The sequence below is a fragment of the Pseudomonas sp. XP1 genome (assembly GCF_053557675.1).
Window position 1 is genome coordinate 192,682 of the sequence record NZ_JBNRIJ010000005.1, and the last position, 24,987, is coordinate 217,668.

25 protein-coding genes are annotated in these 24,987 nt (G+C 63.6%); 9 read left to right on the forward strand and 16 right to left on the reverse strand.

Annotation, left to right across the window (positions count from 1 at the left end; genetic code table 11):
* From ACK1U9_RS07195 to phoB, 3 genes are all read right to left on the reverse strand, one after another.
* On the reverse strand, nt 1-1,278 hold a 1,278-nt coding region (locus tag ACK1U9_RS07195; protein WP_449109789.1), incomplete at its 3' end, for a hemolysin family protein.
* A gap of 173 nt (nt 1,279-1,451) precedes the next feature.
* A complete protein-coding gene (gene phoR, locus ACK1U9_RS07200) occupies nt 1,452-2,759 on the reverse strand; it encodes a phosphate regulon sensor histidine kinase PhoR (protein ID WP_046613709.1) in 1,308 nt (435 codons plus the stop codon).
* 48 nt (nt 2,760-2,807) lie between these two features.
* Nucleotides 2,808-3,497: a phosphate regulon transcriptional regulator PhoB gene (gene phoB, locus ACK1U9_RS07205; protein ID WP_003253341.1), complete on the reverse strand. Its 690-nt coding sequence runs from the start codon at nt 3,495-3,497 to the stop codon at nt 2,808-2,810.
* Between the two features lie 173 nt (nt 3,498-3,670).
* On the opposite strand from phoB, the gene ACK1U9_RS07210 reads away from it, so the two are divergent.
* Entirely contained in the window at nt 3,671-4,042 is a 372-nt protein-coding gene (locus ACK1U9_RS07210) for a COG4315 family predicted lipoprotein (RefSeq protein WP_085601096.1), read from the forward strand.
* A 119-nt stretch (nt 4,043-4,161) separates the two neighbouring features.
* Here the strand turns inward: ACK1U9_RS07210 and ubiA are convergent, their stop codons facing one another.
* A complete protein-coding gene (gene ubiA / locus ACK1U9_RS07215; RefSeq protein WP_449109790.1) occupies nt 4,162-5,052 on the reverse strand; it encodes a 4-hydroxybenzoate octaprenyltransferase in 891 nt (296 codons plus the stop codon).
* Nucleotides 5,052-5,609, reverse strand: coding sequence for a chorismate--pyruvate lyase family protein (locus ACK1U9_RS07220; RefSeq protein WP_085601097.1), 558 nt, complete (start codon nt 5,607-5,609; stop codon nt 5,052-5,054). Before ACK1U9_RS07220 ends, ubiA begins: the two co-directional genes overlap by 1 nt.
* A gap of 186 nt (nt 5,610-5,795) precedes the next feature.
* Here ACK1U9_RS07220 and ACK1U9_RS07225 point away from each other — a divergent pair, with 186 nt between their 5' ends.
* The 4 genes from ACK1U9_RS07225 to ACK1U9_RS07240 all read left to right on the forward strand — a co-directional run bounded on the left by ACK1U9_RS07225 (nt 5,796) and on the right by ACK1U9_RS07240 (nt 8,137).
* Nucleotides 5,796-5,963 carry a rubredoxin gene (locus ACK1U9_RS07225; protein WP_003253349.1) on the forward strand — a complete coding sequence of 56 codons (168 nt, stop codon included), beginning with the start codon at nt 5,796-5,798 and terminating at the stop codon, nt 5,961-5,963.
* A gap of 16 nt (nt 5,964-5,979) precedes the next feature.
* Nucleotides 5,980-7,128, forward strand: coding sequence for an NAD(P)/FAD-dependent oxidoreductase (locus ACK1U9_RS07230; protein WP_449109791.1), 1,149 nt, complete (start codon nt 5,980-5,982; stop codon nt 7,126-7,128).
* 186 nt (nt 7,129-7,314) lie between these two features.
* Complete coding sequence (locus ACK1U9_RS07235; RefSeq protein WP_013974808.1) at nt 7,315-7,614, forward strand: HU family DNA-binding protein; 300 nt, start codon at nt 7,315-7,317, stop codon at nt 7,612-7,614.
* Between the two features lie 148 nt (nt 7,615-7,762).
* Nucleotides 7,763-8,137 carry an SCP2 sterol-binding domain-containing protein gene (locus ACK1U9_RS07240; RefSeq protein WP_085601099.1) on the forward strand — a complete coding sequence of 125 codons (375 nt, stop codon included), beginning with the start codon at nt 7,763-7,765 and terminating at the stop codon, nt 8,135-8,137.
* A gap of 134 nt (nt 8,138-8,271) precedes the next feature.
* On the opposite strand, the gene ACK1U9_RS07245 is transcribed toward ACK1U9_RS07240, so the two are convergent.
* The 6 genes from ACK1U9_RS07245 to exbB form a co-directional block, all read right to left on the reverse strand.
* Nucleotides 8,272-9,675 carry an aminoacyl-tRNA deacylase and HDOD domain-containing protein gene (locus ACK1U9_RS07245; RefSeq protein WP_284385693.1) on the reverse strand — a complete coding sequence of 468 codons (1,404 nt, stop codon included), beginning with the start codon at nt 9,673-9,675 and terminating at the stop codon, nt 8,272-8,274.
* Nucleotides 9,676-9,753: 78 nt separating this feature from the next.
* Complete coding sequence (gene recG / locus ACK1U9_RS07250) at nt 9,754-11,832, reverse strand: ATP-dependent DNA helicase RecG (protein ID WP_085601101.1); 2,079 nt, start codon at nt 11,830-11,832, stop codon at nt 9,754-9,756.
* A 3-nt stretch (nt 11,833-11,835) separates the two neighbouring features.
* The gene (locus ACK1U9_RS07255; RefSeq protein ID WP_051096444.1) at nt 11,836-12,762 is read right to left on the reverse strand and encodes a hydrogen peroxide-inducible genes activator; all 927 of its coding nucleotides are present in this window, start codon (nt 12,760-12,762) and stop codon (nt 11,836-11,838) included.
* 94 nt (nt 12,763-12,856) lie between these two features.
* The gene (locus tag ACK1U9_RS07260; protein WP_046613703.1) at nt 12,857-13,588 is read right to left on the reverse strand and encodes an energy transducer TonB; all 732 of its coding nucleotides are present in this window, start codon (nt 13,586-13,588) and stop codon (nt 12,857-12,859) included.
* Nucleotides 13,585-14,013, reverse strand: a complete 429-nt coding sequence (gene exbD, locus ACK1U9_RS07265; RefSeq protein ID WP_013974803.1) for a TonB system transport protein ExbD — start codon at nt 14,011-14,013, stop codon at nt 13,585-13,587. The genes ACK1U9_RS07260 and exbD overlap by 4 nt, the downstream gene beginning before the upstream one ends.
* Before the next feature lie 3 nt (nt 14,014-14,016).
* Entirely contained in the window at nt 14,017-14,976 is a 960-nt protein-coding gene (gene exbB, locus ACK1U9_RS07270) for a tonB-system energizer ExbB (RefSeq protein ID WP_085601102.1), read from the reverse strand.
* Nucleotides 14,977-15,166: 190 nt separating this feature from the next.
* On the opposite strand from exbB, the gene ACK1U9_RS07275 reads away from it, so the two are divergent.
* Nucleotides 15,167-16,024: an SDR family oxidoreductase gene (locus tag ACK1U9_RS07275; RefSeq protein WP_085601103.1), complete on the forward strand. Its 858-nt coding sequence runs from the start codon at nt 15,167-15,169 to the stop codon at nt 16,022-16,024.
* A 130-nt stretch (nt 16,025-16,154) separates the two neighbouring features.
* Here ACK1U9_RS07275 and ACK1U9_RS07280 read toward each other — a convergent pair whose 3' ends face one another.
* From ACK1U9_RS07280 to ACK1U9_RS07300, 5 genes are all read right to left on the reverse strand, one after another.
* Nucleotides 16,155-16,886: a hypothetical protein gene (locus tag ACK1U9_RS07280; RefSeq protein WP_085601104.1), complete on the reverse strand. Its 732-nt coding sequence runs from the start codon at nt 16,884-16,886 to the stop codon at nt 16,155-16,157.
* Nucleotides 16,887-16,945: 59 nt separating this feature from the next.
* Nucleotides 16,946-17,326, reverse strand: a complete 381-nt coding sequence (locus ACK1U9_RS07285; protein ID WP_009684531.1) for a RidA family protein — start codon at nt 17,324-17,326, stop codon at nt 16,946-16,948.
* 23 nt (nt 17,327-17,349) lie between these two features.
* On the reverse strand, nt 17,350-19,458 hold the full coding sequence (gene spoT / locus ACK1U9_RS07290) for a bifunctional GTP diphosphokinase/guanosine-3',5'-bis pyrophosphate 3'-pyrophosphohydrolase (protein WP_013974799.1): 2,109 nt from the start codon (nt 19,456-19,458) through the stop codon (nt 17,350-17,352).
* Nucleotides 19,459-19,517: 59 nt separating this feature from the next.
* Nucleotides 19,518-19,781 (reverse strand): DNA-directed RNA polymerase subunit omega, encoded by a 264-nt coding sequence (gene rpoZ / locus ACK1U9_RS07295; RefSeq protein ID WP_003253383.1) that lies wholly within the window; start codon nt 19,779-19,781, stop codon nt 19,518-19,520.
* 262 nt (nt 19,782-20,043) lie between these two features.
* The gene (locus ACK1U9_RS07300; protein ID WP_013974798.1) at nt 20,044-20,916 is read right to left on the reverse strand and encodes a LysR family transcriptional regulator; all 873 of its coding nucleotides are present in this window, start codon (nt 20,914-20,916) and stop codon (nt 20,044-20,046) included.
* Between the two features lie 207 nt (nt 20,917-21,123).
* Here ACK1U9_RS07300 and ACK1U9_RS07305 point away from each other — a divergent pair, with 207 nt between their 5' ends.
* From ACK1U9_RS07305 to ACK1U9_RS07315, 3 genes are all read left to right on the forward strand, one after another.
* Nucleotides 21,124-22,506 (forward strand): glutamine synthetase family protein, encoded by a 1,383-nt coding sequence (locus tag ACK1U9_RS07305; protein WP_046613699.1) that lies wholly within the window; start codon nt 21,124-21,126, stop codon nt 22,504-22,506.
* A gap of 4 nt (nt 22,507-22,510) precedes the next feature.
* Nucleotides 22,511-23,284 (forward strand): gamma-glutamyl-gamma-aminobutyrate hydrolase family protein, encoded by a 774-nt coding sequence (locus tag ACK1U9_RS07310; RefSeq protein ID WP_449109792.1) that lies wholly within the window; start codon nt 22,511-22,513, stop codon nt 23,282-23,284.
* Nucleotides 23,285-23,397: 113 nt separating this feature from the next.
* Nucleotides 23,398-24,939 (forward strand): APC family permease, encoded by a 1,542-nt coding sequence (locus ACK1U9_RS07315; protein WP_013974795.1) that lies wholly within the window; start codon nt 23,398-23,400, stop codon nt 24,937-24,939.
* Nucleotides 24,940-24,987: the final 48 nt, after the last annotated feature.

The following is a 24,987-nucleotide window of genomic DNA, read 5'->3' on the forward strand; positions in this document are numbered from 1 at the left end:
GCGCAGACCTTCGACCTCGAGCACTTCCTCTTCTTCAGGCACACGCTTGAGGGTCTCGTAGACCAGCCCGGCGAGGGTTTCCGCCTCGATATGGTCTAGGTCGACGCCCAGCAGGCGCTCGACCTTGAACAGCGGCGTGTCGCCGCGCACCAGCAGCTTGCCCGGCTGGTAGGCAAGGATGCCGCGCTCGGTCTTGCGGTGTTCGTCCTGGATGTCGCCTACCAGCACTTCCAGCACGTCTTCCATGGTCAGGTAGCCAATCACCTTGCCATCGGCTTCCTCCACCAGTACGAAGTGCGCACCGCCCTTGCGGAACTGCTCCAGCAACTGCGCCAGCGGCATGTGCCGCGACACGCGCTCCAGTGGCCGAGCCAGGTCGTCGAGGTCGATGGTTTCGGGCAGGTGCTCGAGTTCGGCCAGCTCCAGCAGCAGGTCCTTGATGTGCAGCAGGCCGGTGAACTCCTCACGCTCGGCGTCGTACACCGGGTAGCGGCTGAATTTGTGACGGCGCACCAGGGCCAGGATCTGCTTCAACGGCGCATGGGCATCGATGCTGACCATGTCCTCGCGCGAGTTGGCCCAGTCGACTACTTCCAACTCGCCCATTTCCACGGCCGAGGCCAGTACGCGCATGCCTTGGTCGCTCGGGTCCTGGCCACGGCTGGAGTGCAGGATCAGCTTGAGCTCTTCACGGCTGTAGTGGTGCTCGTGGTGTGGGCCGGGCTCGCCCTGGCCGGCAATGCGCAGGATGGTGTTGGCGCTGGCATTGAGCAGGTAGATGGCCGGGTACATCACCCAGTAGAACAGGTACAGCGGCACGGCGGTCCACAGCGACAGCAGTTCGGGCTTGCGGATGGCCCAGGACTTGGGCGCCAGCTCGCCGACCACGATATGCAGGTACGAGATGACGAAGAAGGCGACGAAGAACGAGATGGCCTTGATCAGCTCGGGCGTGTCCACGCCCAGGTAGGCCAGCAGCGGCTCGAGCAGGTGGGCGAACGCCGGTTCACCGACCCAGCCCAGGCCCAGCGAGGCGAGGGTGATGCCCAGCTGGCAGGCCGACAGGTAGGCGTCGAGCTGGTTGTGTACCTTGCGCAGGATGCTGCCACGCCAGCCGTGCAGCTCGGCGATGGACTCGACGCGGGTGGCGCGCAGCTTGACCATGGCGAACTCGGCGGCAACGAAGAAGCCGTTGAGCAGCACAAGAAGCAAGGCAAAGATGATCATGCCGAAATCGGCGAATAACGAGGTGAGGCTGATACCAGGGGAAGGGTCCATGATGGAGTTTTTACGGGGTCCGTCTTCGAGATAGAGAGAAAAAAAGTGCCAGCTCTTGCTGGCACAGGGGGTCCAATGTAGCGGCTGGGGCCGTAAAAGCAAAGGGTGGCGGACTTATTGCGGTCCTTGTGGGAGCGGGCGTGCCCGCGAAGGGCTGCGCAGCAGCCCCGATCTCAAGCCTTGCCGTTAGCCAATTGTGCCGGCGCGAAGTGACAGGTAAAGGTACTGCCATGCCCCGGCACGCTGCTGATCTCCAGCTTGCCGCGGTGGCGCATAAGCACATGTTTGACGATCGCCAGCCCCAGCCCGGTGCCGCCGGTATTCGAGGCACGGCTGGAGTCGACCCGGTAGAAGCGCTCGGTCAGGCGTGGCAGGTGCTTGGCATCGATGCCCACCCCCGAGTCCTGCACCGACAGGTGCGCGCCCTGAGCATCGGCCCACCAGCGAATACGGATGCTGCCTTCGTCCTGGGTGTACTTGACCGCGTTGAACACCAGGTTGGAAAAAGCACTGCGCAGCTCCGACTCGCTGCCTTTCAGCTGTACGCCGGGTGCGGCTTCCAGGGTAATGCGCTGGTTGCGGGGCCCGGACAGCGCCTGGGCGTCGTTCTTGATCGCGGCGAGCAAGGCATCGACCGCCACTGGCTGGTTGTCCGACGGGTAGTCGGTGGCCTCCAGCTTGGCCAGCAGCAGCAGGTCGTTTAGCAGCGTCTGCATGCGCGAACCTTGCTGGCTCATCTGCTGCAGGGCTCGGCTCCAGCGCGGGTTCACGTCTTCGACGTTGTCCAGCAAGGTTTCCAGATAGCCGGTGATCACCGTCAGTGGTGTGCGCAGCTCGTGGGATACGTTGGCGACGAAGTCCTTGCGCATCTGCTCCAGCTGGTGGATGCGTGTCACATCGCGCACCAGCATCAGGTGCTCGTTGTTGCCGTAGCGGGTGATGTGCAGCTGTACGCGCATGCGGTCGTTGATCGGCGAGGGGATTTCCAGCGGCTCAAGGTAGTTCCCTGCCTCGAAATATTCCTTGAAGCGCGGGTGGCGCACCAGGTTGGTCACCTGCTGGCCGCCGTCCTGTGGGGTCTTGAAGCCCAAGAGGGTTTCGGCGGCGCGGTTCCACCATTCCAGGTTGCCGTCGCTGTCCAGCATGATCACCGCGTCACGCAGCGCGGCGGTAGACTCCTGCACCCGGTCGATCACCGCCTGCAGGCGGCCGCGCACGCGCTGGTCGCGGCGTTGCAGGTGGTAGATGCTGTCGAACACCTCGCCCCACAGGCCGTAGCCATCGGGCGGTGCTTCGTCGGGTTGGTGGTTGCGCAGCCAGTCATGCAGGCGCAGCAGTTGCTTGAGGGTCCAGCCCAGGTAGAGCGCCAGGCCGATGGCCAGGCTCCAGCCATAGTAGCCGCTGACCAGCCCGCCGATCAGGCAGACGGTTATCAGCAGCAGCAGGTGGCGAATCAGGGTCGCGTGCCAGTTCTGGTTCAATTGACGGTCCTTGTACAACGACGTGCAGCTTGGCGCTTTTCAGCTCGATCAGCTCTTGGTCGAGAAGCGGTAGCCGGTGCCCCGGACGGTTTGTACCAGATTTTCGTAGGCTTCACCCAGCGCCTTGCGCAGGCGGCGGATGTGTACGTCGACGGTGCGCTCTTCGACATAGACGTTACCGCCCCACACCTGGTCCAGCAGCTGGCCACGGGTGTAGGCGCGCTCCTGGTGGGTCATGAAGAACTGCAGCAGGCGGTATTCGGTAGGGCCCATTTCGGCTGGCTTGCCGTCGATGGTCACGCGGTGGCTGATCGGGTCGAGCAGCAGGCCGCCGACTTCGATCGGTGCCTCGCTATCGCTTGGGCCGGTGCGGCGCAGAACGGCTTTCAAACGGGCGACCAGTTCACGCGGCGAGAACGGCTTGGTGATGTAGTCGTCGGCCCCCACTTCCAGCCCTTGGATCTTGTTGTCCTCTTCACCCTTGGCGGTGAGCATGATGATCGGGATGTCGCCGGTCAACTCGTCGCGCTTGAGGCGGCGGGCCAACTCGATGCCAGAGGTGCCCGGCAGCATCCAGTCGAGCAGGATCAGGTCCGGTTTGCGGTCGACGATGATCGCGTGGGCCTGTTGGGAGTTTTCCGCTTCCAGGCAGTCATAGCCGGCCATTTCCAGGGCAACGGCGATCATCTCGCGAATCGGTGCTTCGTCGTCGACGATCAGAATGTTCCTGCCAACCATGCTCAAAACCTCTCCTGGATACGGTGTCTTGGCCCGCATTAGATAACGGAATTATTGCAGCTGTGTGACAGGGTGTTGGCCGTTCTGGCGACATTCCATGACTGAACTAGGCTTGAAAGGGCCGTAGTTGTGGCAATCAGAACTTAAACCCCCCCGAAACAATGGTGAATCCAATGACACGACAAACGCTGAGCTGGATGGCCCTTTTCACTGCGCTGGCGCTCCCGGGGGTGGCCTTGGCCGACCATGCGATGGAGAAGGGCGGCATGTTGGTCGATCATGCCGGCATGACCTTGTACACCTTCGACAAGGATGCGGGCGGCAAGTCGATGTGCAACGGCGAATGTGCCACCAATTGGCCGCCGCTGATGGTCAAGGCCAATGACGAACCGGCCAAGGACAAGTGGACAGTGGTGATGCGCGATGATGGCAGCAAGCAGTGGGCCTATGACGGCAAGCCGCTGTACACCTTCATCAAGGACAAGAAGGCCGGGGACAAGACCGGCGATGGTGTGAAGGATGTCTGGCACGTTGCCAAGCCTTGAGGTCCCGGGGCCGCTTTGCGGCCCATCGCCGGCAAGCCAGCTCACACAGGTTATGTGCAGGCTGTAAAGGCAGCGCTGTACGTGTGGAAGCTGGCTTGTCGGCGATAGGGCAATCAGCCTTAACGCAATGCGTATTCCAGCACCACACCAATGAACACCAGCATCCCCGCCCAGTGGTTGTGCAGAAATGCCTTGAAGCACGACTCCCGGTCCAGCTTGCGCGTCGACCAGTATTCCCAGGCAAAGCACGCCGCCGCGCCCAGCAGCCCCAGATGGAACCAGCCGCCCAGCTCGAAGCGGCTGCCGGCCAGCAACAGGCACCCCAGCGACAGCAGCTGCAAGGTCAGGATGATGGTGCGGTCGGCGTCGCCGAACAGGATAGCGGTCGACTTCACGCCTATCTTGAGGTCGTCATCACGGTCAACCATGGCGTAGTAGGTGTCGTAGCCCACCGTCCACAGCAGGTTGGCGATATACAGCAGCCAGGCGCTGGCCGGCAGCTCGCCACCCGCTGCGGTGAAGGCCATGGGAATGCCCCAGGAATACGCCGCCCCCAGCACCACCTGGGGGTAATAGGTGTAGCGCTTCATGAACGGGTAGCAGAACGCCAGTGCCACCGCACCGAACGACAGCCAAACCGTGCGGCTGTTGGTACACAGCACCAGCAGGAAGCTCACTCCGACCAGGATGGCGAACAGCGCCAGTGCTTCGCGCGGGCGGACCCGGCCGCTGGCCAGGGGGCGGTCGGCGGTGCGTTTGACGTGGCCGTCCACCTTGCGGTCGGCAAAGTCATTGATGCAGCAACCTGCAGCGCGCATCAGCACCACACCGAGGCCGAAGATCAGCACGTTGGCCAGGGTTGGTGAACCGTTGCCGGCAATCCACACCGCCGACAAGGTCGGCCACAGCAGCAGGTAGATTCCAATCGGCCGGTCCATGCGGCTGAGCTGGACGAAGTCCCAAGCCCGTGGGTGCAGGCGGTTGAGCGACTTGAGCAGTTGCAGGTACATCAGCGGTTTTCCTCCTTGGCCGCTTGCCACAATGCTGGCAGAAACACCTCCGCCACCAGCAGGTCCAGGCCGCCACGTTCGAAGCGCGAACGGCGGCCCCACAGCGATGCGTGGGCGGCTTCGTCGGGCAGCCAGGCCTGTGGATAACTGCACACCTCGATGGGGTGGCGGATGAACGCCTGGTCGCAGAACAGCAACTCGCCCAGCGAGCGGCTGCCGAGGGTTTCGAGGTCCAGCCCGCCGCGCTCCAGGGCGCTGCGGCTGGCGACGCTGCGGGCGAATACCCAGGGTTGGCCATGGCCGCGCAGGTACACCTCGCGCACCCAGCCTTCGGCACCGGCGGCGATGCCCAGTGCCTGGCATTCGTCATCGCGCAGCGGTTGCCAGCCTTCGAACAGCGGGGTGACGGAGAAGTGGTCGTCGGACAGGCGGGTCAGGCGGCGGGTCAGCGAGCCTTCGTCGAACAGCCAGTCAAGGGTGGGCTGGTCGATGTCGGTCGCCAGCTGTGAATACGGCAGCCACGCGACAGCGGCTGCTTGCGGGGATTCGTACGACACGTCGGTCTGCTTGTTACAACCAGAGAGGCGGCGAGCTTAGCATGATTGCCCCAACTGCTTGCATACTGCCGACAGGGCCGCTACAAAGCCCCACGCATTGCGCGCCGGCTTCTTCGCGGCTAAAGCCGCGAAAGGGCCATCAGCAGCAACACAAAGCCCCAGCCTGAACCGAGGAAACCACCCCCCATGAAAAAGTGGCAATGTATAGTCTGCGGCCTGATCTACGACGAAGCCGAAGGCTGGCCCGACGACGGCATCGCCCCCGGCACCCGCTGGGAAGATGTGCCTGAAGACTGGCTGTGCCCCGACTGTGGCGTGGGCAAGAGCGACTTTGAAATGATCTCCATCGGCTAATCGAGGAAAGCACTACATGACGTCCCCTGTGGTAATCATCGGTACCGGCCTTGCGGGCTACAACCTGGCCCGTGAATTTCGCAAGCTCGATGCGCAGACGCCGCTGCTGCTGATCACCGCTGATGACGGTCGTTCCTACTCCAAGCCCATGCTGTCCACCGGCTTTGCCAAGCAGAAGGACGCCGACGGCCTGTGCATGGCCGAGCCGGGTGCCATGGCCGAGCAACTGAATGCCGAGATTCGCACCCATACCCGCATCAGCGGCATCGACCCGGGCCACAAGCGTTTGTGGATAGGTGAAGAGGCGGTGGAATACCGCGATCTGGTGCTGGCCTGGGGCGCGCAGACGGTGCAGGTGCCGATCGAAGGTGATGGCGGCGATCGGGTGTTCCCGATCAACGACCTGGAAGACTACGCGCGCTTCCGTGCCGCCGCCGTCGGCAAACAGCGTGTGTTGATCCTCGGTGCCGGCCTGATCGGCTGCGAATTCGCCAACGACATGAGCCTGGGCGGCTTCGAGGTCGATGTGGTGGCGCCGTGCGAGCAAGTCATGCCGACCCTGCTGCACCCGGCCGCTGCCACTGCCGTGCAGGCCGGGCTGGAAGGTCTGGGCGTGCGCTTTCACCTTGGCCCGGTACTGACCCGCCTGCAGCAGGTGCCCCTGGGCCTGGAGGCGCACCTGTCCGACGGCAGCATGATCGCCTGCGATCTGGTGGTTTCGGCCATTGGCCTGCGCCCGCGTACCGACCTGGCCGCCGCCGCTGGGCTGCAGACCAACCGCGGCGTTTGCGTGGACCGCCAGTTGCGCACGTCCCACGCCAACATCTTTGCCCTTGGCGACTGTGCCGAAGTCGATGGCATCAACCTGCTCTATGTAATGCCGCTGATGAGTTGTGCCCGGGCCCTGGCGCAAACCCTGGCCGGCAAGCCGACAACGGTCGCATACGGGCCGATGCCGATCACCGTGAAAACCCCGGCCTGCCCACTGGTGGTCTCGTCGCCGCCCCAGGGTCATGAAGGCACCTGGCAGGTAGAGGGGCAGGGCAGTGACCTCAAGGTGCTCTGCCTTGATGCAGAGGGCAAGCTGCTGGGCTATGCCCTCACAGGTGCGGCCGTGATGGAGAAGCTGGCCTTGAATCGCCAGCTGCCGGCCGTGATGGCGTAAATAGCTGGTGTTCTGTCGGATTTATCCTGTTGTTGCTTGCACAATGGCCGCCCAGATACTGGCGCGGCCCCTGTGCACGTGCCATCCTCACTTCCGTCTGCCGCAGATTAGAGCCTGCGGTGCCTTGAGCGCTGCTCCCAGGGCAGCACGGCATAACAACAAGAATTCCGTCAAAGAGGCTTCACTATGCGCAAACCAGAACTCGCCGCCGTCATCGCCGAAAAGGCCGATCTGACCAAGGAAAAGGCCAATCAGGTTTTGAACGCGATTCTCGACAGCATCACGGGTGCCCTGGACAAGGACACCGTGACCCTGGTCGGATTCGGCACTTTCGAAAAACGTCATCGCGGTGCTCGTACCGGCAAGAACCCGCAAACCGGTGAACCGGTCAAGATCAAGGCCAGTAATACCGTGGCCTTCAAGCCAGGCAAGAACCTGCGCGACAGCGTCAACGCCCCCGTCAAGCCGGCCAAGAAAGGCAAGTGATCGCGCCCTGACAACACCAGTGTCAGCCAAGCGGGCGCCCCAGGGCGCCCGTTGTGCTTTCTGCAGGCAAAATGTTTCGAGCTTGCATAAATAGTCCTGGAAAAGGATAGACTGCGCGCTTTAGTCACTTTTAATTCGAGGCGCGTTGATGAAGTTCCGCTTTCTTCTCTGGGCCATGGGGCTGTTGATGGCCAGGGCAAGCCGCAACAACCCGGCGTTCCAGCAGCAGCTCAAGGGCAAGAACCTGGTGTTCCAGATGCAGACCCTGGACGGCAAGGTTGCCCGGCACTTCATCGTCAGCAACGAACGCATCAGCAGCAAGGGCGGCGCGCACCCGCAGCCGGCTTTCGCCATTGCTTTCAAGGACGCCGCCTATGGCTTTGCCACCATGCAGGCAGGTAACAAGCAGTTGGCGTTCATGCAGGGGATTCAGGACAAGCACATCCAGATCAAGGGCAACCCGGCGCTGGTGATGTGGTTCCAGGGGTTGATGAAGTACCTGAAACCGAAGAAGAAGGGCTGAAATTGTAGGGGCTGCTTTGCAGCCCAATCGCCGGCAAGCCAGCTCGCACAGGGATAGCACTGCCCTCAGGCCTGTGTCGAACCTGTGGGAGCCGGCTTGCCGGCGATTGGGCCGCAAAGCGGCCCCTTTTGATATCAGTGCGGTGCGTGGAACTGCGAAGCCAGCTCACGCAGCAGGCTCTCTGCCTCGAGCACCTTGTTCACTACATCCTCGGCCTTGTCCCGGGTAATCCCCAGCCGCTCCAGCAATTCGTCTGGAATCTCTTGCTGCGGCCCCGAGCCAATCCCCCGCGAGCGCAGCAGGCGGGTAGCCAGGCACACCAGGTTGGGGAACGCTGAAAACTCGCCTTCATAGGCCGGGTCGTGCTGGAAGCGCAGCGCGGTGGATAGTTCTTCCGGCATGTCCCACAGCTTCATCAACCAGGCACCGATCTGCTCGCGGCTGATGCCCAGCAGGTGTTGCTCCACGTAGGTGTGACACAGGTGCGGGTTGACCTCCAGGTGGCGGCAGATCAGCGAGAAGTGCGGCGGGAAAACGTGCGCCAACAGCAGGTAGCCAAAGTTGTGCAGCAGCCCGGCCAGGTAGGTCAGGCCGGCCTCGGGGCGCTCGGCCCGTGGCATGGCGCGGGTCAGGCCTTCGATGATCGCGGCGGTGTAGATCGACTGCTGCCAGTACGGCGTGGCCTGTTGCGGGTGGTCCTTCGGCAGGCTCAGGGTCTTGCCAAGCGCCAGCCCCAGGGCCAGGTTGATCACCAGGTCGAAGCCCAGCACACGCACGATGGCATCTTCCACCGAGCGGATCTTGCCAGGTGAGGCGTAGTAGGGCGATGCCGCCCAGCTCACCACCTGTGCTGCCAGCGCCGGGTCGGTTTCGACCACGCCGGTGATATCGTCGATGCTGGCGTTGGGGTCTACCCGCAGCTTGATGATCTTTTGCGCGGTATCGGCCAGCGGCGGGATTTCGATGGTTTCTTCCAGGCGCTTCTGGATGCGCCGTGCAGTGAAGGCCTGGACGGCGTTGGTGATTTCACGGGTGTCATCATCGGGGCGGTCGAGGTTGGGGCTGATGGCCTCCACTTCCTGGCCGAAGCTGCTGGCGCTGGCCTTGGCCAGCATGCGCTTGAAGTGCGCGCGCTCGATTTCCAGCAGCAGACCGGCTTCGCCAGACTGGATAAATACGGTTTCAGCGTCGAGCAGGCTCTTTTCGTACTGGCACGGCGAGCTGGTCAGCGCCGGGATGCCTGGCAGGGCCTTGAGCTGGTGTTTGTCCAGCATCTGCTTCAGGCGTGGCACCGAAACCGCGGTGAGCTTGCGCCCGGTCAGTTCGGCCAGGCGGTTGAGGTCCAGCAGCTGGCTCTGCGGGAACAGCACCATCAGGGCGCCGACCTCGTCGTCGAGCAGCACGGCCTGTACCCGCGACGTTGCCGGCAGGTGCGGATGTTCGACCACCTCGCGGTAGGCCACGCCGAGTTTGTCGAGCAGCAGCCGGATGACCGAGGGAGCGTGTGGGGTTGCGGTGTCCAGGGCAACTTCAGTCATGGTCCGTATCCACTGATTCTTTTAAACGCGAAGTATAACCAGCCTGGGCGCAGAACTGGATCCATTATGGGACTAGCGTCACACTTGGCCATATTGCTGGCCATGGCGCAGCCAGCGATCGAGCAGTGGGCTGACGTGTTCCGGCCAGCGAGCGATCAGGGCCTGGGCGGCGTCGCGCACGGCCGGCAGCAGGTCGGCGTCGCGCATCAGGTCGGCGACCTTGAACTGCAACAGGCCGGTCTGGCGGGTGCCGAGCATCTCGCCCGGGCCACGCAGTTCCAGGTCTTTCTCGGCGATGATGAAGCCGTCGTTGGTTTCCCGCATGATCCCTAGCCGCTCGCGGCCAATCTGCGACAGTGGCGGATGGTACAGCAGCACGCAATGGCTGACGGCGCTGCCACGGCCAACGCGGCCGCGCAGCTGGTGCAACTGGGCCAGGCCCAGGCGCTCGGGGTTCTCGATGATCATCAGACTGGCGTTGGGCACATCCACGCCCACCTCGATGACCGTGGTGGCGACCAGCAACTGCAGGTTGCCAGCCTTGAATTCGGCCATGATCTCGGCCTTTTCCGCCGGTTTCATGCGCCCGTGGATCAACCCCACCCGCAGCTCACCCAGGGCACTGCCCAGCTCCTCGTAGGTGCTTTCGGCGGCTTGGCAGGTCAGCTCTTCGGATTCTTCGATCAGGGTGCACACCCAATAGGCCTGGCGCCCTTCGGCGCAGGCGGCGCGTACCCGCTCGACCACTTCGAAGCGACGGCTGTCGGCCACCAGCACGGTGTTCACCGGGGTACGCCCGGGTGGCAGCTCGTCGAGCACCGAGGTGTCCAGGTCGGCGTAGGCGCTCATGGCCAGGGTTCGAGGAATTGGCGTGGCGGTCATGATCAGCTGGTGCGGGCATAATTCCCCGGCCACGCCCTTCTTGCGCAGGGCCAGGCGTTGCTGCACGCCAAAACGGTGCTGTTCATCGATGATCGCCAGAGCCAGGTGCTTGAACTTCACCTCCTCCTGAAACAGCGCGTGGGTGCCGACTACCATTGGCGCACCGTTGGCGATCTGCTCCAACGCGCCTGCCCGGGCCTTGCCCTTGAGCTTGCCGGCCAGCCAGGCCACTTCGATGCCCAACGGTTCGAGCCAGCGCTTGAAGGTGATGTAGTGCTGTTCGGCGAGGATCTCGGTGGGTGCCATCAAGGCCACCTGGTACCCGGCTTCCAGCGCCTGCAGCGCAGCCAGGGCGGCGACCACGGTCTTGCCGGCACCCACGTCGCCCTGCACCAGGCGCATCATCGGCTCGTGCTGGCTGAGGTCGTAGGCAATTTCGTTGGCCACCCGCTGCTGCGCGCCGGTCGGCTGGAAGCCCAGATTGGCCAGGTACTGCGCCTGCAGGCGCTGGGCCTTGGGCAGCACCGGCGCGCGCAGGCTGCGCAGGCTTTCGCGCAGGCGTTGCTGCGACAGCTGGTGGGTCAGCAGTTCTTCGAAGGCCAGGCGGTGCTGGGCCCAGTGCTGGCCTTCGGCAAGCTCGTCGAGGTCGGCGTCGGCCGGCGGGTTGTGCAGGTAGCGTATGGCATCGTCCAGCGGCGCCAGCTGGTAGTCCCGGGCCAGCTCTTCGGGCAGCCAGTCCGGCAGGCTGCGCGGGCCGAGCAGGCCCAGGCTCTGCTGGCACAGCAGGCGCAGGCGTTGCTGGGTAAGGCCTTCGGTGGACGGGTAGATCGGCGTCAGGGTCTGCTCGACCGGTGGCGGCGGCTCGTCGCCGTTCAGCGCACGGTATTCCGGGTGGTATATTTCCAGGCCCGAAGCGCCGGGGCGGGCTTCGCCGTAGCAGCGCAGATGGGTACCGCGCTTGAGGCCTTCCTTCTGCGCGTTGCTGAAGTGGTAGAAGCGCAGGCTCAGCACGCCGCTGCCGTCACCCAGGCGCACCACCAGGCTACGGCGCTTGCCCATGGTTACGTCGGCGCCGCTGACCACGCCCTCGATCACCGCGTCCTGGCCAGGGCGCAGTTGGCCTATCGGCACCACGCGGGTGCGGTCCTGGTAGCGCAGGGGCAGGTGGAACAGCACGTCCTGCAGGTTCTCCAGGCCGACCTTGGCGAGTTTCTCCGCCATGGCCTCGCCTACCCCCTTGAGTACCGTGACCGGGACCTTCGACAGCTCACTCATGACTCAGGCCGATTGTTCCGCAGGGGCTTTGGCGACCGAGCACAGGCGGATCGAGTCGGCGAGGATCTCGATGGCCTTCGGCCGCGGGAAGCTGGCGCGCCAGGCGATGGCCACGGTGCGGAATGGTGCCGGTGCAGTCAGTGGGCGGACCTCGATGACGCCGGGGGCATAGTGGTGGCTGTGCACCGCCGACAGCGGCAAAATCGACACGCCCAGGCCCGAGGCCACCATGTGGCGGATGGTTTCCAGCGAGCTGGACTCCACCGTGGTGTGCTTGGAGCCTTCACCGCCCTTGTTCAGCGTAGGGCAGGCTTCCAGTACCTGGTCGCGGAAGCAGTGGCCTTCACCGAGCAGCAACAGGCTCTTGTCGTTGAGCATGGCGGTGTCGATGGTCTTTTTCGCGGTCCACGGGTGGTCGGCCGGCATCAGGGCGCAGAACGGTTCATCGTAAAGCGGCAAGGTGAGCACGTCGGCTTCGTTGAACGGCAGGGCTATGATCACCGCGTCCAGTTCGCCGTTGCGCAGTTTTTCGCGCAGTACGTGGGTGAAGTTCTCTTCGATGTACAGCGGCATTTGCGGCGCCACGCGGTGCAGCTGTGGGATCAGGTGCGGGAACAGGTACGGGCCTACGGTGTAGATGGCACCGACCTTGAGCGGGGCAGTCAGCTGGTTCTTGCCGGCCTGAGCCAGCTCGCGAATGCCTTGGGCCTGCTCCAGTACCTTTTGCGCCTGGGCGACGATGCTTTCGCCGACCGGGGTCAGGCGGACCGCGCTCTTGCTGCGCTCGAAGATCAGCACGCCAAGCTCATCCTCGAGCTTCTTCACACCGACCGACAGGGTCGGCTGGCTCACGTGACAGCGTTCGGCGGCATGGCCGAAGTGCTGTTCCTGGGCGAGTGTGACGATGTAGCGTAATTCTGTGAGGGTCATAACGTGCGTCCATGAAGTTGCGAGCCCAGCATAGCGGCTGCAATCGATAGACGCACGTTATCAGACTTGCCGATTTGTGACAGAAACAAAAGTCTCAGCGGCGGTCCAGCGAGTAGACGAACGGTGCCACGACTTCGATCGTGCCATTGTTCAGCAACTCGGGTGGCGGCTTGGGTACCGTGCCGGCCCGACGGATCATTTCCAGGGTCGCCCGGTCCAGGGCGGCACTCCCCGACCCACCGGCCATGGAGTACGACACCACCTTGCCTTCGGCGTCGACCACGAAGCGCAGGCGGTTGATGCCCTGCAGGCCGCGACGGCGCGCGTCTTCCGGGTAACGCTTGTACTTGGCCAGGTGACGCAGCAGGTCGCTCTGCCAGGTCGGCAGGGCGTTGCTGTTGGACGCAATGCTCGGCGCCGGTGCCGCGGACTTCTGCGGCGGCGTGTTGCTGGGCGGTGCGTCTACCGTTTGTTCGGTCGGCGGTGCTTCCTTCGGCGGCTCAGGCTTTTTCTCGGGCTTGGGCGGCTGTGGCTTGGCCTTCGGCTTGGGCGGCTTGGGAATGGCGATCTTGGGCTTTGGTGCCTCGGCCAGCTTCGGCAGCGGCGGTTCCTCGACCGGTGCCGGTGGCTGCGGCGCCGCTTTAGGGGGCGGTGGTGGCGCAGGCTCCGGCAACGGCGCCAGCTCGACCATCATGGCTGCCGGTGGCAGTTCGATGGCTTGGGGCACCGACCAGTTGAGCGTCAGCAGCACGGCGATCACGTGCACGCCCAGCACGATCGCCAGGCTGCCACCGTAGCGCGCCATGTTAGAGCGCGTTCTTGTCATTTCTTGGCTGCCGTCTCGAGACCTACCAGACCGACCTTCAGGTAGCCGGCCGCGCGCATGTTGTTCATCACTTCCATCAGGTCACCGTAATCCACGCCTTTGTCAGCCTGGAAGAAGATGGTTGTTTCCTTGTCGCCCTTGGTCTTGGCATCGAGCATCGGGCCAAGCTGGTCGGGGGCAGGGACCTGATCGTCGCCGACGTACAGCTTCTGGTCGGCCTTGACGCTGACGAACACCGGTTTCTCGGGCCTCGGCGCCGGCTTGGCAGTCGAGGCCGGCAGGTCGACCTTGATGTCGACCGTGGCCAACGGGGCTGCGACCATGAAGATGATCAGCAGCACCAGCATCACGTCGATGAACGGCGTAACGTTGATTTCGTGGTTTTCGGCGAGGTCGTCGCCACCTTCGTTGAGATGCAGGCCCATGGCTTACCCCACTTTCACCATGTGCGGGGCAACACGCTCGCTGCCTTGGTGGTCCAGGTCACGGCTGACCAGCAGCAGTACCTGGGCGGAGGCGTCGGACACCTGGGCCTTGTAGCCGGCGATAGAGCGGGCGAAGACGTTGTAGATGACCACGGCCGGGATTGCGGCGACCAGGCCCAGGGCGGTGGCCAGCAGGGCCTCGGCGATACCTGGGGCAACCACGGCCAGGTTGGTGGTCTGGGTCTTGGCGATGCCGATGAAGCTGTTCATGATGCCCCATACGGTACCGAACAGGCCGACGAATGGTGCAGTGGAGCCGATGGTGGCGAGTACGCCGGTGCCGCTGCTCATGGTGCGGCCGCTAGCGTGTACCAGGCGCTCCAGGCGGAAGCTGACGCGCTCCTTGATGCCTTCTTTTTCGCGGGCATTGGCCGACAGGCGCATCTCTTCGAGCGCGTCGTGGACCAGGGTGTGAGCCAGGGTGCCTTCCTTGTTGGAAACGTCGCTGGCTTCCTTGAGGCTGGCGGATTTCTTCAGCAGGGCAATTTCACCACGCAGGCGACGCTTGGCGCCCATCAGCTCGAAGCCTTTGGCAATCCAGATGGTCCAGGTGATGATGGAGGCGATGGCCAGGCCGATCATCACCGCCTTCACCACCACGTCGGCGTTCTTGTACATGCCCCATGGGGACAGGTCGTGGGCCATGCCCAGCGAGGTGTCTTCAACCAGGGCTTCGACGCTCGGGTCTGCTGCGGCCGGGGCAGCAACTGCGTCGGCAGCCGGTGCTGCGGCTGGGGCAACGGCCGGTGCAGCTGGTGCAGTAGCGGCAGCAGGCGTGGCAGCATTGGCGGTTGGCTCATCGGCCATGGCCACCGGGGCCAGCACCAGGCTGAGCGTCAGCGCGGCGATGGCGCGCCAGGCGCGCGACGGGGTTGGCGAAGCGGAAGGTTGAGTACGTGTCATGCTGGCCGGACCTGATGAAGAATGAAGTGAGCGTTCTCCAAGGCCTCGAGGTAGGCCGAGAACAATTTGGCGGCCATTATTGCAAGTAATTCTTGTTAACAAAAGTAATCTTGTTGCTTTTTTCGCCTATGGTCTAGCCATCCATCGTGTAGCGTGGTCGGCCTGATCAATTGGTCTAGGGAGTTTAGAGATGTCAGACCATTCCGTGATGGTGGTGGGATGTGGTGATGTAGGCGGGCGCCTTGCCCGGCAGATGCTTGCGCGCGGCTGGCAGGTGAGCGGCCTGCGTCGCTCGGTCGGGCAGTTGCCTGCGGGAGTCGTGCCGGTGGCGGCGGACTTGTCCGAACCATCGATTCCTGACGCCTGGCCGCAGCGCGCGCCGGACTACCTGGTGTACTGCGTGGCGGCCAGCCAGCACGACGAGGCGGGTTACCAGGCAGCCTATGTCGACGGTTTGCGCCATGTGCTGGACTGGCTGGCCGAGCGCGGCCAACGCCCACGGCGCCTGCTGTTCGTGTCCAGCAGCAGCGTGTATGCACAGAAGGAAGGCGAGTGGATCGAGGAAGGCGCGGCCACCGAGCCTGAAGGATATTCCGGGCGATTGATGCTGAAGGCAGAGCGGTTGGCACTGGCCAGCGGCATCCCGGCCAGCGTGGTGCGCCTGACCGGCATCTATGGTCCCGGACGCGAGTGGCTGCTCAGTCAGGTGCGCCAGGGCTACCGCGTGGCCGAGGAGCCACCGCTGTATGGCAACCGCATCCATGCCGAGGATGCTGCAAGCCTGTTGGCGTTTCTGTTGCAGGCAGATGCCGACGGCAAGGTGCTTGAGGACTGTTACATCGGTGTCGACGACGACCCGGCGCCGCTGGCCGATGTGGTGGCCTGGCTGCGGGCGTACATGGGTGTAACCGAGTGGTCGGATGAGCAGCGAGTGCGGCGTACCGGCAGCAAGCGCTGCAGCAATGCCCGAGCGCGGGCGTTGGGTTGGGCGCCGATGTATCCGAGTTACAAGGAAGGCTATGCGGCGATCCTGAAAGGCGGGTGCTGAGTCTACTGTGCTCTTCGCGGGCAAACCTGCTCCCACAGGTGCACCGTTGGTTTCAAGCCTGGCGGTGTACCTGTGGGAGCGGGTTTACCCGCGAAGAGACCAGTGTGTTCGACCACGATCTCAGCAGGTTTCAGTCCTGTTCCAGCAGCCACTGGCGTTTACCGGCCGCCAACACTGGCATTTCATCCGGTTGCGCGCTGTTCACCGCCTGGAAGATCTCCAGCTTGTCGCCATCGCGCTTGAGGATGAACGGCGCGCCACGTTGGTTCCGCTCCAGCCACAGGCTGTCATTGCTGCCACCCATGGTCGCGCAGTCGCCCGCCAGGCACAGGGCGAAACGATCTGGCCCTGGCAGGCCGGTGACATTGCCGGTGTCGCCGAAGCGCACGCTGGCACCTTTTCCCTGCCCTTCGACGATCTTCCAGTTGCCGCCCAGGTAGGCCTGGTACAGTGCTTTCTCGAAGCTACCGCCTAGTGGTGCATTTGCTGCAGGTGGAGATTTGACGCGCACGAAAGTCTGTTCACCAAAGGTGCGGTTTGCCACTTTCAATTCGTCGCCACGCAGCGTCAATCGGGCAGGTTCTTCACCTTCGGTACTAACCTGCCACTGGTCCTCATTGAGGATCAGCTGACCATCCACGCCTTCGAAGCCGTTACTGAAGCTCGCTTTCTGGTTTGCAACGTCCAGTTTCCATTCGAGTTCAATGCCGTGTTTGTTCAGGGTTTGAGTAACGCGGCCGCTTTCGACCACCTCATCGATGGCTTTCTGGTTGATCCAGGTGCCGTTCAGGTCTTCAGGTTTGTGGCTGGCGCAGCCGCCCAGAAGCAGGGCTGCCAGCACGATGGGCAGTGCTTGACGCATGACGGGGTAACCTTGCAGAGAAGGGAAGGTGACGGGCAGGGCACCCGTCACCGGAGGCATCACTCGATGACCAGGATGGCGTCCATTTCGACCTGGGCACCTTTCGGCAGCGCGGCAACGCCGATGGCGGCGCGGGCCGGGTAAGGCTGCTCGAAGTAGCGGCCCATCACCTCGTTGACCTTGGCGAAGTGGCTCAGGTCGGTGAGGAAGATGTTCAGCTTGACGATGTCCTTGAACGAACCGCCAGCGGCTTCAGCCACGGCCTTGAGGTTCTCGAACACCTGTACGGTCTGGGCTTCGAAGCCTTCGACCAGTTCCATGGTCTTCGGGTCCAGCGGGATCTGGCCCGACATGTACACGGTGTTGCCGGCCTTGATCGCCTGCGAGTAGGTGCCGATGGCGGCAGGGGCCTTGTCGCTGTTGATGACGGTCTTGCTCATGATGACTCCTTGCGGTTGGCGGACTACGTACGCATGCGGGTGATGCGGACCACACCGGTCAGGGTACGCAGCTTCTTGATCACACGCGCCAGGTGCACGCGGTCGTGCACGCTGACCACCAGTTGGACCACGCTGATACGGCCGTCGCGTTCGTCCATGCTGATCTTCTCGATGTTGCCGTCGGCGGCGTTGACACTGCTGGCCAGCAGGGCAATCAGGCCGCGCTGGTGTTCCAGTTCGACGCGCAACTCGACATTGAATTCACCGGTGATGTCCTTGGCCCAGGAGAGCTGTACGCACTTCTCCGGGTTGTGGCGGATTTCACTGATGTTGCGGCAGTTTTCCAGGTGCACGACCATACCCTTGCCTGCCGACAGGTGGCCGACGATCGGGTCGCCCGGGATCGGCGTGCAGCACTTGGCGTAGCTCAGCACCAAGCCTTCGGTGCCACGGATCGCCAGCGGGCCTTCCGGTGCCGGGAGCTGCTCGCCTTCGGCCGACAGCAGGCGGCGCGCTACCACGTAGGCCATGCGGTTGCCCAGGCCGATGTCTTCGAGCAGGTCTTCGATAAGCTCCAGGCGGTACTCGGCGAGAATCGCCTGTATACGCTCCTGGGGGATCATCTCCAGGCTGCTGTCGAAGCCGGTGAGCACCTTGTTCAGCAGGCGTTCGCCCAGGCTGATGGACTCGGAGCGGCGCTGTTGCTTGAGCGCGTGGCGGATGTGCGTGCGCGCCTTGCCGGTAACCACGAAGTTGAGCCAGGCCGGGTTCGGCCGCGCGCCCGGGGCGCTGACGATTTCCACCGTCGAGCCGCTTTGCAGCGGTTCGGACAGCGGCGCCAGGCGGCGGTTGATGCGGCAGGCGATGCAGCTGTTGCCGACGTCGGTGTGCACCGCGTAGGCGAAGTCGACCGCCGTGGAGCCTTTGGGCAGCTCCATGATGCGGCCTTTGGGCGTGAACACGTAGACCTCGTCCGGGAACAGGTCGATCTTCACGCTTTCGATGAATTCCAGCGAGTTGCCGGCACGTTGCTGCAGTTCGAGGATGCCCTTGACCCACTGACGGGCACGGGCGTGGCTGCCCTTGGGCTGCTCGTCGTCGTTGGATTTGTACAGCCAGTGCGCGGCGATGCCGTTGTTGGCCATCTCTTCCATCTCGCGGGTGCGGATCTGGATTTCGATGGGCACGCCGTGCATGCCGAACAGTGTGGTGTGCAACGACTGGTAGCCGTTGGCCTTGGGGATCGCGATGTAATCCTTGAAGCGACCGGGCAGCGGCTTGTACAGGTTGTGCACCGCGCCGAGCACGCGGTAACAGGTGTCGACCTTGTCGACGACGATGCGGAACGCGTACACGTCCATGATTTCGTTGAAGGCGCGGCGCTTGCCGCGCATCTTCTTATAGATGCCATAGAGGTGTTTTTGCCGGCCGCTGACCTCGCCCTCGATGCCGTCGGCGGCCAGGCAGTTGGCCAGCGAATGCTCGATCTTGGCGACGATCTCCTTGCGGTTGCCGCGAGCGCTTTTCACCGCGCGGTGGATCAGCGACGAACGCATCGGGTGCATGGCCTTGAAGCCGAGGTCCTCGAATTCCACGCGCACGGTGTGCATGCCCAGGCGGTTGGCAATGGGGGCGTAGATCTCGAGGGTTTCCTTGGCGATGCGCCGGCGTTTTTCGCCGGACAGCACTTCCAAGGTGCGCATGTTGTGCAGGCGGTCGGCCAGCTTGACCAGGATCACGCGAATATCGCGGGCCATGGCCATGGCCATCTTCTGGAAGTTTTCGGCCTGCGCCTCGGCCTTGGTCTCGAAGTTCATCTGGGTCAGCTTGCTGACCCCATCGACCAGTTCGGCCACGGTCTCGCCAAACTGCTGGCTGAGGGCTTCCTTGGCGATGCCGGTATCTTCGATCACGTCGTGCAGCATGGCCGCCATCAGGCTCTGATGGTCCATGTGCATGTCAGCTAGGATGCTGGCCACGGCCAGTGGGTGGGTCACGTAGGGTTCGCCACTGCGGCGGCGCTGCCCATCGTGGGCCTGTTCGGCGTAGAAATAGGCGCGCCGGACCAGGTTGACCTGTTCGGGGCCAAGGTAGGTCGACAGCCGTTCGGCCAAGGCTTCTATACCCGGCATGGGTTCACCTCCTGCCGAGGAAGAGGGCCTTGCGCCGTGCGACGTCGACCTGGCATCAATCAGACAGCCTCGTTGTTCTCGTCCTCGAACGCGGCGAACACCGGATCCTCGGTGACGATCTCTTCAGCGGCGATGAACTCGTTGGTGACGATGCCTTCGGCGATTTCACGCAGGGCAACAACGGTCGGCTTGTCGTTTTCCCACGCAACGCGTGGCTCTTTGCCGCCGGTCGCCAGCTGGCGAGCGCGCTTGGTCGAGAGCATGACCAGCTCAAAGCGGTTATCCACGTGTTCCAGGCAGTCTTCAACAGTTACGCGGGCCATGGTCTTCCTCAGTAGCAATTGCGGTGGGCGTGCAGCCCAATAATGGGCAGGCGGACTCGATAGTTTAAAAAATCACCAGCCAATAGGGAAGCGCTGTTTTGTCGGGTGGTCACCTTCAAGCCCTGTGTTGCCTTCTTCGCGGCTGAAGCCGCTCCCACAGGGGCCGCATTGTCCTCAGGCTCATCACCGCACCCAGTGGGAGCGGCGTCAGCCGCGAAAGGGCCGGAACAGACACCCTCGATACCTGAGCCCGACGATAACCTCAGAGCATCGCGTCACGCAACCGCGGGGTCAGCTCCTCGAACAGGGTCTGCACCGAGCGCAACGCCCGGCAGTCCGGCCGGGTCAGCAGCCACAGCTGGGTGTCGCAACCCGGCAGCGGTCCGCTCAGCGCATCCACCCCGGGCAGCGCGTGCACCATGTAGTCTGGCAACGCTGCCACGCCGAGCCCGGCCGTGACCAGCTGGGCGATGGTCGACATGCCGCTGCACTGGTAACGCGGGCTCAAGCCCGGGTGCTGCTGGTTGCGCCAGACCACCGTGGGGTGGTCCTGCATCGAGTCGTCGGGGGCGATCCACGGTACGCTGGCAGGTGACTCGGCCAGGCGCTCACGCCACTGCGGCTGGCCGCAGACCACGTAAGAGGTGGACCCCAGGTTGCGGCCCACCAGGTGCTCCGGCGGCGTGTTGGTCAGGCGCAGGGCAATGTCAGCATCGCGCCGGCTGAGGTTGGCGAAGGTATTGGAGGTGCCCATCTCCAGCGACAAGGCCGGGTAGTTCGGCATGAACTCGGCCAACGCCGGCAGCAGCAGGCTGTGCATCACCGCCTCGGTACAGGTCAGGCGCACGGTGCCGCTGACCACCTGCTCGCCACTGGTCATGGCGATGCGCGCCGCCTCCAGCGCCTGCTCGGCGCGCTCGGCCTGCTCGGCCAGGGCCTGGGCGGTGTCGGTCGGCAAGTAGCCCTTGCGGCTCTTGACGAACAAGGCGGTGCCCAGCGCCGATTCCAGCCGGCGGATCGAGCGGAACACCGTCGACACATCGACCTTGAGCAACTCGGCAGCCTTGGCCAGCGAGCGGCCACGTTCCAGGGCCAGGACCAGGGAGAGGTCGGCATGGGTAATCTGATATTGCATTGGTGCACGCTCTGCTTGCCGAATTGCCAATGTCTGTTGCGTTTTGGCCATTTTATAGTGAAACGGCCCCCGGGAATCAATGCGCCCGGTCGGGTAACCAATCCCCACGATGGGAAAGTGAAAAGAACAACAGCTGCAACCATCGTCGCCCGTGAGGCGCCAGCCGTATCCCCCACATCGCCGCAGCAAATCAAAGGATGTACAGCCATGACGTCGGTAACCCCGTGCGCCAGTTCTTCCAGCGAGATGAATGACTTCCTCCAGGCCCATCCGGACACGCAGTACGTCGACCTGCTGATCTCCGACATGAATGGCGTGGTACGTGGCAAGCGCATCGAGCGGGCCAGCCTGCACAAGGTGTACGAGAAGGGCATCAACCTGCCGGCATCGCTGTTCGCCCTGGACATCAACGGGTCCACCGTCGAGAGCACCGGCCTTGGCCTGGACATCGGCGATGCCGACCGCATCTGCTTCCCGATCCCCGGCACGCTGTCGGACGAGCCGTGGCAGAAGCGCCCCACAGCCCAGTTGCTGATGACCATGCACGAACTGGATGGCCAGCCGTTCTTCGCCGACCCGCGCGAAGTACTGCGCCAGGTGGTGAGCAAGTTCGATGACCTGGGTCTGGATATCTGCGCCGCGTTCGAGCTGGAGTTCTACCTGATCGACCAGGACAATCTCAACGGTCGCCCGCAGCCGCCGCGCTCGCCAATTTCCGGCAAGCGCCCGCAATCGACCCAGGTGTACCTGATCGACGACCTCGATGAATATGCCGACTGCCTGCAGGACATGCTCGAAGCGGCCAAGGAACAGGGTCTGCCCGCCGACGCCATCGTCAAGGAAAGCGCCCCGGCACAGTTCGAGGTCAACCTGCATCATGTGGCCGACCCACTGAAGGCCTGCGACTACGCGATCCTGCTCAAGCGCCTGATCAAGAACGTTGCCTACGACCATGAAATGGACACCACGTTCATGGCCAAGCCCTACCCGGGCCAGGCAGGCAATGGCCTGCACGTGCACATTTCGTTGCTGGACAAGAAAACCGGCAAGAACATCTTCGCCAGCGACGACCCGCTGCAAAGCGACGCGCTGCGCCATGCCATCGGTGGTGTGCTGGAGACCATGCCGGCGTCGATGGCCTTCCTCTGCCCGAACATCAATTCCTACCGCCGCTTCGGCGCGCAGTTCTACGTGCCCAATGCGCCAAGCTGGGGCCTGGACAACCGCACCGTGGCGGTGCGCGTGCCCACCGACAGTAGCGAAAACGTGCGCCTGGAGCACCGCGTGGCCGGTGCCGACGCCAACCCCTACCTGATGCTCGCGGCGATCCTCGCCGGTGTTCACCACGGCCTGACCAACCAGGTCGAGCCGCAGGCACCGATCGAAGGCAACTCCTACGAACAGCTGGAGCAGAGCCTGCCGAACAACCTGCGCGATGCCCTGCGCGCGCTGGACGACAGCGAAGTCCTCAACCAATACATCAGCCCGGACTACATCGATATCTTCGTGGCCTGCAAGGAGAGCGAACTGGCCGAGTTCGAAGTGTCGATTTCCGACCTCGAGTACAACTGGTACCTGCACACGGTGTAAGCCCATGAGCGCAAATGCGGTCCCCTTGATCGGTGTCAGCGCCTGCCGTCAGCAGGTGGGGAAGAACTCGTCGCACACGGTAGGCGACAAGTATGTCGAGGCGGCCGGCTTTGCCGGCTTGCCACTGATCTTGCCGGCCCGTGACGGGGGCAGCGACACGCAGGCGCTGCTGGCCCGTCTGCACGGCATTGTTTTTACCGGCTCACCTTCAAATATCGAACCGCATCATTACAATGGCGCCCCCAGCGCGGCGGGTACCCGGCATGATCTGGCACGCGATCGCCTGACCCTGCCGCTGTTGCAGGCGGCCATTGCCGCCGGTGTGCCGGTGTTCTGTATCTGCCGCGGCTACCAGGAATTGAGCGTAGCCCTGGGCGGCAGCCTGCACCAGCGCGTGCAGGAACTGCCTGGCTACCTTGACCACCGTGAACCTGAGGACGCACCCCTGGAGGTGCAATACGGCCCTCGTCACCTTGTCGGCATAGAGCCTGGCGGGTTGTTCGAGCGCCTGGGCCTGGCGGCGCAGTTCGAGGTCAACTCGCTGCACAGCCAGGGCATCGACCGCCTGGCCCCAGGCCTGCGTGTCGAGGCACGGGCCCCGGATGGCCTGATCGAAGCGGTGTCCATGCCTGCGGCGCCAGGTTTTGTGCTCGGCGTGCAGTGGCACCCGGAGTGGCGATTTACCGAAAACCCGGTCTCGCTGCGCCTGTTCCAGGCGTTTCGCGAGGCCTGCATTGCTTACGCTACACGGGAGGGCGCACGGCAGGAGGCATTCTGACGTCACCCGAAGGTCTCGGATGACTTGTTCCCGGCAGCAAGCTTTCAATGAGTGAAAGCGGGCCTTGTACGCAAGGCCTGTGAAAACAATTCCAAAATTTACGGCAAATACTCATGAGCAATTACACAGAAGCCGGCCGCCCACCCGACGTGGCGGCCGACGCGGGCAACACCCAGCGCAGCAAGGGCCTGGCCACCGGCCGGCTGGGCTTGCTGGCCAGCGTGGTGCTGGGCATTTCCACCATCGCCCCGGTCTACACCCTTACCGGCGCCCTTGGCCCGACCGTGCGTGAAGTGGGAGCGCACCTGCCGGCGGTGTTCATCGTCGGCTTTCTGCCGATGCTGCTGGTGGCCTTGGGCTACCGCGAACTGAACTCGGCGGAGCCGGATAGCGGTACTTCGTTTACCTGGTCGGCGCGTGCCTTCGGCCCGATGATCGGCTGGATCGGCGGCTGGGGCCTGGTGGTCGCCACCACCATCGTGTTGTCGAACCTGGCAGGGGTGGCGGTCGACTTCTTCTACCTGTTCCTTGGCCAGATCACCGGCAAGCACGAGCTGGCGGCCTTGGCCGACAACCTGCTCATCAACATAACCACCTGTTGCGTGTTCATCGCCCTGGCGGTGTGGATCTGCTGTCGCGGCATGACCACCACCATGACCGTGCAATACGGCCTGGTTGCCCTGCAGTTGCTGGTGCTGATCGGCTTTGCCTTTGCCGCTTTCGGCGAAACCACCGCGCCGCCACCGCTGGAATTCGATTTCGCCTGGTTCAACCCGTTCGGCGTCGAATCGTTCTCGGCCTTTGCCGCCGGGCTGTCGCTGTCGATCTTCATCTTCTGGGGCTGGGACGTCTGCCTGACTGTCAGCGAGGAGTCGGTCGGCAGTGACGAGGTACCGGGCAAGGCGGCCACCTGGACCGTGCTGCTTATCCTCGGCCTGTACCTGTTCACCGCCATTGCCACCCTGCAGTTTGCTGGTATCAGCGAACAGGGCCTGGGCCTGAACAACCCGCGCATCCAGGAAAACGTCTTCGCCCACCTGGCCGGCCCGGTCATGGGGCCGCTGGCGATCCTGATGTCCATCGCCGTGCTGGCCAGCACCGCGGCGTCGCTGCAGTCTACCTTCGTGTCGCCGGCGCGCACCCTGTTGGCCATGGGTTACTACGGTGCGGTGCCGCAGAAGTTCGCCAGCGTCTGCCCACGCTCGCAGACCCCGCGTTACGCCACCATCTGCGCTGGTGTGGCTGCGGGCCTGTTCTACGTGACCATGCGCACCCTGAGCGAGAACGTGTTGGCGGATACCATCACTGCACTGGGCATGATGATCTGCTTCTACTATTCGCTGACGGCCTTCGCCTGTGTCTGGTACTTCCGCCACAGCCTGTTCGACAGCCTGCGGCACTTCCTGATGCGCGGCCTGTGCCCGTTGGTGGGAGGGGTGATTCTGTCGGTGATCTTCGTGCGTACCGCCATCGACAGCGCCTCGCCGGACTTCGGCAGCGGCTCGCATGTGGGCGGGTTGGGGCTGGTGTTCGTGATTGCCGCGATCATCTCGGTGCTGGGGATCGTGCTGATGATGCTGTCGCGCCTGCGCGCGCCTGCGTACTTCCTGGGGGCTACTCTGCGTCAGCAGGCTACCTTGCCACTGCAGGAATAAGGCTGGGGGCGCTTCGCGCCCCTTTCGCGACACAAGGCCGCTCCTACA